This window comes from Pseudomonas sp. ADPe (assembly GCF_014843515.1).
Lineage (GTDB): Bacteria > Pseudomonadota > Gammaproteobacteria > Pseudomonadales > Pseudomonadaceae > Pseudomonas > Pseudomonas citronellolis.
This window is the reverse complement of sequence record NZ_CP062122.1, coordinates 151,201-165,032: the sequence shown is the minus strand read 5'-3', so window position 1 is coordinate 165,032 and position 13,832 is coordinate 151,201. Positions and strand designations below refer to the sequence as shown.

General features: G+C 69.5%; 9 protein-coding genes. 8 read left to right on the top strand and 1 reads right to left on the bottom strand.

From position 1 onward, the window contains the following. The first annotated feature begins 67 nt into the window (after positions 1-67). The 4 genes from IG194_RS00650 to IG194_RS00635 are packed head-to-tail and all read left to right on the top strand — an operon-like array spanning position 68 to position 6,789. Positions 68-1,195: an efflux RND transporter periplasmic adaptor subunit gene (locus IG194_RS00650; protein WP_058490131.1), complete on the top strand. Its 1,128-nt coding sequence runs from the start codon at positions 68-70 to the stop codon at positions 1,193-1,195. A 39-nt stretch (positions 1,196-1,234) separates the two neighbouring features. Then, a complete protein-coding gene (locus tag IG194_RS00645; protein WP_058490130.1) occupies positions 1,235-4,369 on the top strand; it encodes an efflux RND transporter permease subunit in 3,135 nt (1,044 codons plus the stop codon). After that, positions 4,366-5,763 (top strand): efflux transporter outer membrane subunit, encoded by a 1,398-nt coding sequence (locus tag IG194_RS00640; protein ID WP_058490129.1) that lies wholly within the window; start codon positions 4,366-4,368, stop codon positions 5,761-5,763. Before IG194_RS00645 ends, IG194_RS00640 begins: the two co-directional genes overlap by 4 nt. Before the next feature lie 33 nt (positions 5,764-5,796). Next, positions 5,797-6,789: a LysR family transcriptional regulator gene (locus tag IG194_RS00635; RefSeq protein ID WP_058490128.1), complete on the top strand. Its 993-nt coding sequence runs from the start codon at positions 5,797-5,799 to the stop codon at positions 6,787-6,789. Here IG194_RS00635 and IG194_RS00630 read toward each other — a convergent pair. Next, entirely contained in the window at positions 6,768-7,538 is a 771-nt protein-coding gene (locus IG194_RS00630; protein WP_024128675.1) for a TetR/AcrR family transcriptional regulator, read from the bottom strand. The two genes, IG194_RS00635 and IG194_RS00630, sit on opposite strands and share 22 nt — an antisense overlap. A 472-nt stretch (positions 7,539-8,010) precedes the next feature. Here IG194_RS00630 and IG194_RS00625 point away from each other — a divergent pair, with 472 nt between their 5' ends. From IG194_RS00625 to IG194_RS00610, 4 genes are all read left to right on the top strand, one after another. Next, positions 8,011-9,225: an acyl-CoA dehydrogenase family protein gene (locus tag IG194_RS00625; protein ID WP_058070476.1), complete on the top strand. Its 1,215-nt coding sequence runs from the start codon at positions 8,011-8,013 to the stop codon at positions 9,223-9,225. Positions 9,226-9,241: 16 nt separating this feature from the next. After that, positions 9,242-9,748: a flavin reductase family protein gene (locus IG194_RS00620; RefSeq protein ID WP_043272029.1), complete on the top strand. Its 507-nt coding sequence runs from the start codon at positions 9,242-9,244 to the stop codon at positions 9,746-9,748. A gap of 101 nt (positions 9,749-9,849) precedes the next feature. After that, positions 9,850-12,510, top strand: a complete 2,661-nt coding sequence (gene mdeB, locus IG194_RS00615) for an alpha-ketoglutarate dehydrogenase (protein ID WP_058490127.1) — start codon at positions 9,850-9,852, stop codon at positions 12,508-12,510. 12 nt (positions 12,511-12,522) lie between these two features. Further along, positions 12,523-13,821 (top strand): 2-oxo acid dehydrogenase subunit E2, encoded by a 1,299-nt coding sequence (locus tag IG194_RS00610; protein ID WP_058490126.1) that lies wholly within the window; start codon positions 12,523-12,525, stop codon positions 13,819-13,821. Positions 13,822-13,832 lie beyond the last annotated feature (11 nt).

The following is a 13,832-nucleotide window of genomic DNA, read 5'->3' as shown; positions in this document are numbered from 1 at the left end:
ACCCCGCCGTTGGCGGAAGTCCTCCGCGCGGCCATTCGGGCATTGGCGGCATGTCCAAGGAGAAACGATGAAAGTCAGAGCTTTGCGGAGCCTCGGGGCCCTGTTGTCGACGGCGCTGGTGCTGGCGGCCTGTGGCAAGACCGAGCAGAAGATGGAGGCTGCGGCCCCCGAGGTGGGCGTGGTCGAACTCAAGGCGCAGGACGTCCTGCTCAGCGGCGACCTGCCCGGGCGCACCGCGCCCTACCGCGTGGCCGAAGTGCGGCCGCAGGTCAGCGGGATCATCCAGAAGCGCCTGTTTGCCGAAGGCAGCGTGGTGAAGAAGGGCCAGCAGCTCTACCAGATCGACCCGGCGCTGTACCAGGCCGCGGTGGACAAGGCCCAGGCCACCCGCGACAGCGCGCGCAACCTGGCGCAGCGCTACCAGCGCCTGCTGGAGACCCGCGCCATCAGCCGCCAGCAGTTCGATGATGCGCAAGCGGCCTGGAAGCAGGCCGAGGCCGAGCTGAAGACCGCCCGCATCAACCTGGAGTACACCCGCGTGCTGGCGCCCATCGGCGGGCGCATCAGCCGTTCCAACGTCACCGAGGGCGCGCTGGTGAACGCCGGCCAGGCCCAGGAGCTGGCCTCGATCAACCAGCTCGACCCCATCTACGTCGACGTCAACCAGGCCGCCACCGACATGCTGCGGCTGCGCCGCGAGCTGGATTCCGGGCAACTGAGCATGGCCGGCCCGGGCCAGGTGCAGGTGCACCTGAGCCTGGAGGACGGCTCGCGCTACCCGCTGCCCGGGGTGCTGAAGTTCTCCGAGGTGACGGTGGAGCCGAGCACCGGCGCGGTGACCCTGCGCGCGGTGTTCCCCAATCCGGACGGCCTCCTGCTGCCGGGCATGTTCGTCCACGGCTCCCTGGCCGAGGGCATGCGCCGCCAGGCGCTGCTGGTGCCGCAGCAGGGCATCAGTCGCGACCTCAAGGGCGAGGCCACCGCCTGGGTGGTGGGCGAGGGCGACAAGGCCGAGCTGCGCCAGGTGCGGGTGTCGCGCACCCTGGGCAATCAGTGGCTGGTGGAGTCGGGCCTGGCCGCCGGCGAGCGCGTCGTCACCGAGGGCGTGCAGCGCGTGCGCCCCGGCGCCGTGCTCAAGCCGGTGGCGGCGAACAACGTCGCGCCCGTGCAGACCCTCGCCAGCTCCCACGAATAGAACTGCCCCGGCCTAGCCGCAATCTTCCGGTAATTCCCAATGGCATCCTTCTTCATCAACCGGCCGATCTTCGCCTGGGTGATCGCGATCGTGATCATGCTGGCGGGTGGGCTTTCCATCCTCAAGCTGCCGGTCAACCAGTACCCGAACATCGCCGCGCCGGCGATCATCACCACCGTCACCTACCCCGGCGCCTCGGCGCAGACGGTGCAGGACACCGTGGTGCAACCCATCGAGCAGCAGCTGAACAACCTCGACGGGCTGCGCTACATCTCCTCGGAGAGCAACGCCGACGGCAGCACCAACATCATCGTCACCTTCGACCAGGGCACCGACCCGGACATCGCCCAGGTACAGGTGCAGAACAAGCTGCAGCTGGCCACCCCGCTGCTGCCCGAAGAGGTGCAGAAACAGGGGCTGCGGGTGGCCAAGTACCAGATCAACTTCATGCTCATCGTCGGCCTGTATTCCGAGGACGGCAGCATGGACGACTTCGACATCGGCAACTACATCGCCTCCAACCTCAAGGACCCGATCACCCGCACCAAGGGCGTCGGCGACTTCCTGCTGCTGGGCGCGCAGTACGCCATGCGCATCTGGGTCGACCCGCAGAAGCTGCTCAGCTACCAGCTGACGCCGCAGGACGTGATCGACGCGGTGCGCGCGGAGAACGTGCAGGTATCCTCCGGCGCCCTCGGCGGCCTGCCGACGCACCAGGGCGTGCAGCTGAACGCCACCGTGCTGGGCATGTCGCGGATGACCACCGCGGCGCAGTTCCGCGAGATCCTCCTGAAGGTCAACCCGGACGGCTCCCAGGTGCGCCTGAAGGACGTGGCCGAGGTCGGCCTGGGCTCGGAGAACTTCTCCATCTCCGGCACCTACAACGGCAAGCCGGCGGCGGCCATCGCCCTGCGCCTGGCCACCGGGGCCAACCTGCTGGACACCGTCAAGCGCGTGCACGAGACCGTGGCCGAGCTGGAGCCCTATTTCCCCAAGGGCCTGAAGGTGGTCTACCCATACGACACCTCGCCCGTGGTCAGCGCCTCCATTCATGAGGTGGTCAAGACGCTGTTCGAAGGCATCCTCCTGGTGTTCCTGGTGATGTACCTGTTCATGCAGAACCTGCGCGCCACGCTGATCCCCACCCTGGCGGTGCCGGTGGTGCTGCTGGGGACCTTCGGCGTGCTGGCGGCCTGCGGCTTCACCATCAACACCCTGACCATGTTCGGCATGGTCCTGGCCATCGGCCTGCTGGTGGACGACGCCATCGTGGTGGTGGAAAACGTCGAGCGGGTGATGGTGGAGGAGGGGCTCTCGCCCCGGGAGGCCACGCGCAAGTCCATGGGACAGATCCAGGGCGCCCTGGTGGGCATCGCCATGGTGCTTTCGGCGGTGTTCGTGCCCATGGCCTTCTTCGGCGGCGCCACCGGCATCATCTACCGGCAGTTCTCGGTCACCATCGTCTCGGCCATGGCCCTGTCGGTGCTGGTGGCGATGATCTTCACCCCGGCGCTGTGCGCCACCCTGCTCAAACCGGTGCATGGCCACCACGAGAAGAAGGGCTTCTTCGGCTGGTTCAACCGCAGCTTCGACCGCGGCGCCGAGCGCTACAAGACCGGCGTGGACGCCATCGCCCGGCGCAAGGGGCTGTTCCTGGGCATCTATGGGCTGATCGTGGTCGCGCTGGTGTGGCTGTTCCCGCAGATTCCCAGCGCCTTCCTGCCCGACGAGGACCAGGGCAACATGGTGGTGCAGGTGCAGATGCCGAGCAACGCCAGCGCCGGCCGTACCCAGGTGGTGCTGGACGAGATCCGCGACTACCTGCTGCACGACGAGGCCGGGCTGATCGACTCCGCGTACACGGTGAGCGGCTTCAACTTCGCCGGCCGCGGGCAGAACTCCGGGATGCTCTTCATCGGCCTGAAGCCGTGGGGGGAGCGTAGCGGCCGCGACGACACCAGCATCTTCGCCCTGGCCCAGCGCCTGCAGGCGCGGATCGCGCAGATCAAGGACGGCACCGCCATCGCCATCGTGCCGCCGGCGATCCTGGAGATGGGCAACGCCACCGGCTTCGACCTGTTCCTCCAGGACCGCGTCGGCCTGGGCCACGAGAAGCTCATGCAGGCCCGCGACAGGTTCCTCGAACTGGCCGCCGCCGACCCGGTGCTGAAGAACGTGCGGCCCAACGGCATGAACGACGAGCCGCAGTACCAGGTGGTGATCGACAAGGAAAAGGCCCGCGCGCTGCAGGTCAGCATCAGCGACATCAACGCCACCATGAGCACCGCCTGGGGCTCGGCCTATGTCAACGACTTCGTCGACCGCGGACGGGTGAAGAAGGTCTACGTGCAGGGCGCCATCGACTCGCGCATCTCGCCCGAGGACTTCGCCAAGTGGTACGTGCGCAACGCCCGTGGCGAGATGGTCAAGTTCTCCGCCTTCGCCTCCGGCTACTGGACCTACGGCTCGCCCAAGCTGGAACGCTACAACGGCGTGCCGGCGGTGGAAATCCAGGGCGAGCCGGCCCCCGGCTACAGCTCCGGCGATGCCATGCAGGCGGTGGCGCGCATCGTCGCCCAACTGCCCGACGGCATCGGCCTGCAGTTCACCGGCATCTCCTACGAGGAACGCCTGTCCGGCTCCCAGGCGCCGGCGCTGTACGCCATCTCGGTGCTGATCGTGTTCCTCTGCCTGGCGGCCCTCTACGAAAGCTGGACGGTGCCGCTGGCGGTGATCATGGTGGTGCCGCTGGGCGTCATCGGCGCGGTGCTGGCCACCCTCGGCCGCGGCCTGGCCAACGACGTGTTCTTCCAGGTCGGCCTGCTGACCACCGTGGGCCTGTCGGCGAAGAACGCCATCCTCATCGTCGAGTTCGCCAAGGCGCTGCACGAGCAGGGCATGCCGTTGCTGAAGGCGGCTTCGGAGGCGGCGCGCCTGCGCCTGCGGCCGATCATCATGACCTCGCTGGCCTTCGTCCTCGGTGTGCTGCCGCTGGCCATCTCCCATGGGCCGGGCTCCGGCAGCCAGCACTCGATCGGCACCGGGGTGGTCGGCGGCATGCTCACCGCGACCTTCCTGGCGGTGTTCTTCGTGCCGATGTTCTACGTGCTGATCACCCGCCTGTTCAGCCGCAAGGCGAAACCACTCGACGCCCAGCAGGGAGAACACGCATGAATCAGCTGAAATGGCGGGCGATGCTCAGCGTCGCCCTGGCGGTGGGCGCGCTCGGCGGCTGCTCGCTGATCCCCGACTACCAGCGCCCGGAAAGCCCGGTCGCGCAGGATTGGGCCGCGCCCCGGGCCGACGCGGCCCAGGCGCTGCTGCCCTGGCAGGGCTTCTTCAAGGACGAACAGCTCAAGGCCCTGGTCGCCGATGCCCTGGAAAACAACCGCGACCTGCGCGTGGCCGTGCTGAACATCGAGAAGGTGCGGGCGCAGTACCGCATCAGCCGCGCCGACCTGTTGCCCTCGGTGGATGCCGGCATCTCCGGCAACGGCCAGCGCACCCCGGCGGACCTGTCCAGCAGCGGCCGCACGGAGACCACCCACCGCTACGACGCCGAGGTGGGCATCGCCTCCTATGAACTGGACTTCTTCGGCCGGATACGCAGCCTCAACGAACAGGCGCTGCAGGCCTACCTGCAGACGGTGGAGGCGCAGCGCAGCGCGCGCATCGCCCTGGTCGCCGAGGTAGCCACGGCCTACTACCAGTTGCAGGCGGACCTGCAGTCCCTGGCCATCGCCCGGCAGACCCTGGAAAGCCAGCGGCAGAGCTACGCCACCATCCGCAGCAGCTACGCCGCGGAAGTCGCCACCGAGCTGGACCTGAGCCAGGCGGAAAGCACGGTGCGGGCCGCCGAGGCCAGCCAGGCGCAGTACCGGCGCCTGGTGGCGCAGGACCGCAACGCCCTGGTGCTGCTGGTGGGCCGGCCGCTGGATGCGCAGCGGCTGCGCCAGGCGGCGCCACAGGCGCTGGCGCTGGACGAGGCGCTGCCGGTGGGCCTGCCCTCGGAGGTACTGACCCGGCGCCCGGACATCCTCGCCGCCGAGCACGCGCTCAAGGCCGCCAACGCCAACATAGGCGCGGCGCGCGCGGCCTTCTTCCCGCGCATCGGCCTGACCGCCTCGGCCGGTTCGGCCAGCGCCGAGCTCGGCCAGCTGTTCGCCGGCGGGCAGGGCGCCTGGAGCTTCGTGCCGTCGATCAGCCTGCCGATCTTCGACGGCGGCCGCAACCGGGCCAACCTCGACGTGGCCAAGGTCCAGGCCTCCATCGAAGTGGCCAACTACCAGAAGGCCATCCAGGTGGCCTTCCGCGAGGTGGCCGACGGCCTGGCCGCGCGCGGCACCCTGCAGGAGCAGGTGCGCGCCCAGGCGCTGCTGGTGAAGGCCAACGCCCACTCCTACGACCTGGCCCGGGCCCGCTACGAGCAGGGCGTGGACACCTACCTCAACTCCCTGGACGCGCAGCGCAGCCTGTTCGCCGCGCAGCAGGAACTGGTGGCCACCGAACTGGCCCGCCAGCAGAACCTGGTGGCGCTGTACAAGGCCCTCGGCGGGGGCGACAGATGAGGGCCGCGGCGCGCGCCGCCGGGGAGTAGGGCCATGGACCTCTTGCAAGGCATGCAGGCCTTCGTGCGGGTGGTGGAGAGCGGCAGCTTCAGCCAGGCCGCCCGCGCCCTCGACATGTCGCCGTCGAAGGTCTCGCGGCTGATCGCGGCCCTGGAGGAGCAGCTGCGCGCGCGCCTGCTGCAACGCACCACCCGCAGCGTGGCGGTGACCGAGGCCGGCCGGCGCTACTTCAAGCGCTGCAAGGGCATCCTCGGCGAGATCGACGATGCCGCCGCCGAGGCCGCCGGCTCGCTGTCGCGGGCCAGCGGGCGGCTGCGCCTGCACGCGGTGACCGAGTTCGGCCTGGAGCACCTGACGCCGCTGATCGCCGAGTACCGCGAGCGCTACCCGGAGGTCTCCATCGACCTGTCGCTGACCCAGGACACCCCGGCGCTGCTGGAGGAGGGCCTGGACGTGCTGGTCACCCTGTCCCGCGGGCTGCCCGACTCGGCCTTCGTCGCCCAGCGCCTGGGGCGGGTGTTCAGCGTGCTCTGCGCCGCGCCCGGGTACCTGCACCGCCACGGGGTGCCGAGGTGCCCGGAAGACCTGCGCGAACACCGCTGCCTGATGCTGGCCGACCCGCTGTTTCCCGATGGCTGGTACTTCAGCGAGCAGGCCGAGGAGGCGCCTTTCGCCTTCGAGGACGTGCTGCGCGTCAACCTCCCCGAGGCGGCCTGCCTGGCCGCCGCCTCGGGCATGGGCGTGTGCCTGCTGCCGGGCTTCGTCGCCGCCCGCGCGCTGCGCGAGGGGCGCTTGCTGCGGGTCCTGCCACAGCTGCGTCTGCACGGCCGCGACGTCTTCGCCCTGTATTCCTCGCGGCGCTTCCTCGACGCCAAGATCCGCACCTGGGTCGAGTTCCTCAAGGCGCAACTGCCACAGGCCTTCGCCAGCGACCTGACGGTGCTCGACGACCCGCGCTACTGGGCCCGCCCGCGGCCGCGCCTGGCCGGGTGCGGCGGTGAGGCTCAGGCCCCGTTGCGACGATAGGCGAGGAATTCGCGGCCCTCGCGCGAGTTGAGGTTCAGCGACCATACCGGGCGCGGCAGGTCCAGCGCGCCCGAGCCCCAGTCCTGCAGGTAGGTCAGCGAGAAGTCCACGCCGCGCCGGCAGGTGGCCGCATCGTAGCCGAGGCTGGCCATGGCCATGTGCACGCAGGCGTCGACGTACTCGTTGACCTTCTCCACCCCCTGCAGGATGGTCTGGATGCACAGGGCCGAGGCGCCCATGAGGAAGTCGGTGGCGGCGTCGAGGCGCTCGAAGTGCAGTTCGCCGGCGGCGCGCCCGCCCTCCAGGTCGCGGCCCATGTACTCGGCCACCAGCGCGTGGTGCGGCCAGACGTCGACGCGGGTGACGAAGCCGGCCCACTTGCGGTCCAGCAGGGCGCGCACCAGGAACACCCGGAAACCCACCGAGATGCGCTTCCACGGCTCCTGGAGGATGTCGTAGAGCGGCAGGATGTCGGTGGTCATCTGGTTGCTCAGGTCCTGGCCGAGGGCGACCAGCACCTGGTCCAGGGAGTCGAAGTAGCGGTAGAAGGTGCCGCGCGAGACCTTGGCCTCGCGGATCACGTCGTCGATCACCGGCGTGGCCGAGCCGGGCTCGGCGAATACCCGCATCGCCGCGTCGAGCAGGCGCGTGCGCATCAGCAGGCGTTTCTTCTCCGCCATCTTCGGGCGGTGGTCGGGGTTGGCCCGTCCGCGGGGGGAGGGCTGTTGGTCGTCGGACACGGACTTCATCTCCGGGAGTGACAAAATGTCATTGTTAAAAACTATGCCGATAGTCGGGTGAATAAATTTATTTGATCGCACCCCTTGTACGAGCGGGGCGTCTGTCCTACATTGCTGACCAATGTCGGAATGACAAGTATGTTCAGTCTATAACGTATTCGTCGCTCTGGCGCTTTCGTCATAAAAACAACAGGAGACGAAAAATGATCCGTAACGCCTTGCCACCCCGCCTGTCCCGCCCGCTTCCTCCGCCGCCGCGCCGCAAGCGTCCGCGCGCCTGATATTTCCCGCATCCCCAGCCACTCCGGGTAACCGTATGCCTGCGGGACCATCAAGGTCCTGAGCGCCGACGCCTGCCCGCGAGGAATCCGTTGCCGTCCACTGCGCCCTGGCGCCACGGCCGGCGGGATTCGTTCGCCCAGAACAAATGAATGACATTTTAGTCATTGTGACATACAAGGTCGAAGCCATGAAAGAAGCGATGAAAGTGTCCGACGTAAGCGTGCTGCCGCTGGCCGAGCAGCGTCCCTCCCTGCAGGAACTGGTCAAGCGTGCCGAAGCGCTGCAGCCGCTGCTGCGCAAGAACGCCGCGGAGTCGGAGAGGAATCGCCGCGCCGCCGAGGAGAACATCCAGGCCATGCGCGACGCCGGGCTGTTCCGGCTGATGGTGCCCAAGCGTTTCGGCGGCCACGAAGGCACCCTGCGCTCGCACCTGGAAGTGTCCGCGGCGCTCGCCGAAGGCTGCGGCGGCACTGCCTGGGTGGCCGCGCTGACCAACGTCTGCGCCTGGTTCACCAGCCTGTTCAGCGAGCGCGCGCAGAACGACGTGTTCGGCGCCAACCCCGACGCCCGCGTGTCCGGCGTGTTCAATGCCTCGCCCAACACCCGCCGCGTCGAGGGTGGCCTGATCGTCTCCGGCAAGTGGTACTTCTCCTCCGGCAGCCTGCACGCCGACTGGGCTGCCGTGGGCGCCGAGGAGCGCGACGCCAACGGCGCGCTGGTGGCCCAGTACCTGGCGCTGATCCCGCGCGAACAGTTCTGCATCGAAGACACCTGGTTCACCACCGGCATGCGCGCCTCGGGCAGCAACTGCATCGTCGCCGAGGAGGTGTTCGTGCCCGACCACCGCCTGCTGAACATGGGCGCGGCCATCGAGGGCGACTACCCCACCGAATTCAAGGACGAGGCCAGCTACCGTCCGCTGTTCGTGCCCTTCGCCGCGCTGATCCTCAACGGCCCGCAGCTGGGCCTGGGCCGCGCCGCGCTGAAGTACGTGATCGACAACGCGCCGCGCCGCGCCATCGCTTACACCTCGTTCGAGAAGCAGACCGACTCGGTGCTGTTCCAGGCCCAGGTCGCCGAGGCCGCGCTGAAGATCGACAGCGCCGAGCTGCGCGCCTTCCGCGCCGTCGACGAGATCGACGCCGCCGCGCGCGAGGGCCGCAAGCTCGACGCCACCACCCGCGCGCGCATCCGCGCCGACGTCGGCCTGGTCAACAGCCACATCACCGACGCCATCAACATCCTGCTCACTGCCCACGGCGCCGGCAGCTTCGCCGAGAGCAGCCCGATGCAGCGCTGGTGGCGCGACTCCAACACCGCCGCGCGGCACGCCGTGGCCCTGCCGAGCATCGGCCTGGAGCTGTACGGCAAGGCGCTGCTGGGCTTGGAAAACACCGTCACCCCGCTGATCTGACCGGGAGGGCAACCCCATGGACCCCAAACTCCTGCGTACGGTGATGGGCCAGTTCGCCACCGGCGTCACCGTGATCACCTACCTCGCCGACGGCGAGCCGGCCGGCATGACCGCCAACGCCTTCATGTCGGTGTCGCTGGAGCCGCCGCTGATCCTCGTCTCGGTGCGCAACGCCTCGCGCTTCAACCAGTGGGTGAAGGAGGGCGTGCGCTACGGCGTGAACTTCCTCGCTGAGACCCAGCGCCCGCTGAGCGCGCACTTCGGCGGGCGCCCGGAGGAGGGCCTGGAGCTGCCGTTCTGCCGGCACCAGGACACCCCGCTGCTGGACGGCAGCCTGGTGCAGCTGGTGGCGCGCACGGTGGACGTGCACCCGGCCGGCGACCACCAGCTGTACATCGGCGAGGTGGAGCACCTGCGCATCGGCGAGCAGCGCAAGCCGCTGCTGTTCTACAGCGGCCGCTACCACCAGATGCACGCCCGCTCGCCGGGCGCCGAGTGGAACGGTTGCCGCGAAGGCTGGTAGGCCCGCGCACCGACGATTGACCGCGCGAACGCCACGGCGCCCCCGGCAGGGGGCGCCCGGGGGCGGCTCGCGCCTGCGAAACCCTGATCGAGCGAAGAACCATGACAGCCAGGATCACCGAATCACCCCGCGAGCGCGCCGAACAGGACAGCGACCGCCAGGAAACCCACGAATGGCTCGACGCCCTGGAGGCCGTGGCGCGCAGCGCCGGCGGCGAGCGCGTCGACTTCCTCCTGCAGCGCCTGGCCGAGCACGCCAGCCACCTGGGCGTGCGCCCCTCGGCGCACCCCTATTCGCTGTACCAGAACAGCATCCCCCTGGAGCAGCAGCCGGCCTTCCCCGGCGACCTGGCCATGGAGGAACGCATCACCTCGATCATCCGCTGGAATGCCCTGGCCATGGTGGCGCGGGCCAACAAGGCCTACGGCGAGCTGGGCGGCCACATCGCCAGCTACGCCTCGGCGGCGGAGATCTTCGAGGTCGGCTTCAACCACTTCTTCCGCGCCGACAGCGCCGCCGGCAAGGGCGACCTGGTGTACTTCCAGCCGCACTCGGCGCCCGGCGTCTACGCCCGCGCCTTCCTCGAAGGGCGCCTGGGCGAGGAACAGCTGCAGCGCTACCGCCAGGAAGTGGACGGCGGCGGCCTGTGCTCCTACCCGCACCCCTGGCTGATGCCGGACTTCTGGCAGTTCCCCACCGGCTCCATGGGCATCGGCCCGATCAGCGCCATCTACCAGGCGCGCTTCCTCCGCTACCTGGAGCACCGCGGCATCGCCGACACCGCCCAGCGCCACGTCTGGGGCGTGTTCGGCGACGGCGAGATGGACGAGCCGGAATCCCTCGCCGCGCTGTCCCTGGCCGCCCGCGAGAAGCTCGACAACCTGACCTTCGTGATCAACTGCAACCTGCAGCGCCTGGACGGCCCGGTGCGCGGCAACGGGCAGATCATCCAGGAACTGGAAGCGCTGTTCAGCGGCGCCGGCTGGAACGTGATCAAGGTGATCTGGGGCTCGGACTGGGACGCGCTGTTCGCCCGCGACCGCAACCACGTGCTGCTGCGCCGCTTCGCCCACACCGTGGACGGCCAGTACCAGACCCTCGGCGCCAACGACGGCAACTACAACCGCGCGCACTTCTTCGACCTCGACCCGGAACTGCAGGCGCTGGTCTCGCACATGAGCCCCGAGGAGATCGACGGCCTGCGCCGCGGCGGCCACGACTTCCGCAAGCTGCACGCCGCCTTCGCCGCCGCCAAGGCGCACGACGGCCGGCCGACGGTGATCCTGGCCAAGACCAAGAAGGGCTTCGGCATGGGCCAGGCCGGCGAGTCGCGCAACACCTCGCACCAGCAGAAGAAACTCGACATCGACGCGCTCAAGGCCTTCCGCGACCGCTTCGCCCTGCCGCTGGACGACGCCGCCCTGGAAGAAATGCGCTTCTACAAGCCGGCCGAGGACAGCGCCGAGCTGCGCTACCTGCGCGAGCGCCGCGAGGCCCTGGGCGGCTACCTGCCGCGCCGCGTCGGCCAGGCCGAACCCCTGGCGCTGCCGGCGCTGGAGAGCTACGCGCAGTTCGCCCTGCAACCGGACGAGCGCGAAAGCTCGACCACCACCGCGGTGGTGCGGCTGTTCTCCAACCTGCTCAAGGACAAGCAGCTGGGCCCGCGCATCGTGCCGATCGTGGCCGACGAGGCACGCACCTTCGGCATGGCCAACCTGTTCCGCCAGATCGGCATCTACTCGCCGGCCGGCCAGCTCTACGAGCCGGAAGACGCCGGGGCGATGCTCTACTACAAGGAAGCGCGCGACGGCCAACTGCTGGAAGAAGGCATCACCGAGGCCGGGGCGATCTCCTCCTGGGTCGCGGCGGCCACCTCCTACAGCGTCAACGGCGTGGCCATGCTGCCGTTCTACATCTACTACTCGATGTTCGGCTTCCAGCGCATCGGCGACCTCATCTGGGCCGCCGCCGACCAGCGCGCCCGCGGCTTCCTGATCGGCGCCACGGCCGGGCGCACCACCCTGGCCGGCGAGGGCCTGCAGCACCAGGACGGCACCAGCCAGCTGATCGCCTCCACCGTGCCCAACTGCCGCGCCTACGACCCGGCCTTCGCCGCCGAGGCGGCGGTGATCATCGACCACGGCGGCCGGCGCATGCTCGAAGCGCAGCACGACGAGTTCTACTACCTGACGGTGACCAACGAGAACTACGTGCAGGCGCCGCTGGACGCCGCGCAGCACGCCGACGTGATCAAGGGCATGCGCCTGTTCGGCAGCCGCGGGGAGGGCGCGCCTGCGGTACGCCTGCTCGGCTCCGGAGCCATCCTGCGCGAGGTCATCGCCGCCGCCGAACTGCTCGCCGAGGAGTGGGGCGTGGCCAGCGAGATCTGGAGCGTCACCAGCTTCTCCGAACTGGCCCGCGAGGCCCGCGAGGTCGAGCGCGAGCAACTGTTCGGCGAGCAGACCGAAGCGCGCAGCCACCTGCAAACCTGCCTGCCCGGCGCAGTGCCGGTGGTGGCCGCCAGCGACTACGTGCGCGGCTACGCGCAACTGATCGCGCCCTACCTGCGGGCGCCGTACACCGCCCTGGGCACCGACGGCTTCGGCCGCAGCGACACCCGCCCGGCGCTGCGCCGCTTCTTCGAGCTGGACCGCCAGCACATCGCCCTGGCGGCGCTGGCCGGCATCGACCGCGACAAGCATGCCCAGGCCCGCGCGCGCTACGCCATCGACGGCGCCGCCGGCGCCCCCTGGAACCGTTGAGGAGTGAACGCCATGCAACAACTGATGGTTCCCGATATCGGTGACTTCAAGGACCTGCCGGTGGTGGAGGTGCTGATCAAGGCCGGCGACGTGGTCGCCGTGGAACAGCCGCTGATCGTCCTCGAATCCGACAAGGCGGTGATGGACGTGCCCAGCACCCTGTCCTGCACCATTCGCGAAGTGCTGATCAAGCCGGGCGACAAGGTCTCCCGGGGCAGCGTGATCGCCCATATCGAGCCGGCCGGGGAGGGCGCGGCTGCGCCCGCCGCCGCGCCTGTGGTCGCCGAAGCTGCGCCTGCGATTCCCGAGGCCGAGCCCGTCGTGACGAAAGCCGAACCGGTGGCCGCCGCTCCCGCGCCCAGCGTGCAAGCTGCGCCGGCGCCCGCCGCTGAAGAAGTCCGCAAACCGCAACTGGCCCTGGCCGGCCCGGCGGTGCGCAAGCTGGCCCGCGAACTGGCGGTGGACCTCGACCAGGTGCCGGCCAGCGGCCCCAACGGCCGGGTGCTGCGCGAGGACGTGCTGGCCTTCGTCAAGGCCCAGCGCGAGCAACCGATGGCCGCCGCCAAACTCGGCGGCGGGCTCGACCTGCTGCCCTGGCCGCAGGTGGACTTCGCCCAGTTCGGCCACGTCGAGCGCCGCACGCTGTCGCGCATCAAGCGCATCTCGGCGGCCAACCTGCACCGCAACTGGGTGAGCATCCCCCACGTCACCAACCACAGCCAGGCCGACGTCACCGAGCTGGAAGCGCTGCGCGTGCAGCTCAACGGCGAGGCGCGCGAAGGGCAGGCCAAGGTCACCCTGCTGGCCTTCCTGATCAAGGCCTGCGTGGCGGCGCTGCAACGCTTCCCGCAGTTCAACGTGAGCCTGGAGGGCGACGAAGTGGTGCAGAAGCACTACTTCCACATCGGCTTCGCCGCCGACACCCCCAACGGCCTGGTGGTGCCGGTGATCCGCGATGCCGAGCGCAAGGGCATCGCCGCGCTGGCACAGGAAATGGCCGAGCTCTCGCAACTGGCCCGCGCCGGCAAGCTGAGCCCGGCGCAGATGCAGGGCGGCTGTTTCTCCATCTCGTCCCTGGGCGGCATCGGCGGCGGCCACTTCACCCCGATCATCAACGCGCCGGAAGTGGCGATCCTCGGTGTCGGCCGCGCCGAGCTGCAACCGCGCTGGAACGGCAGCGCCTTCGAACCGCGCCTGCAACTGCCGCTGTCGCTGTCCTGGGACCACCGCGCGGTGGACGGCGCCGAGGCCGGGCGCTTCCTCGCCTACCTGGCGACCCTGCTCGGCGACTTCCGCCGGGTGCTGGTCTGAGTACGACAACA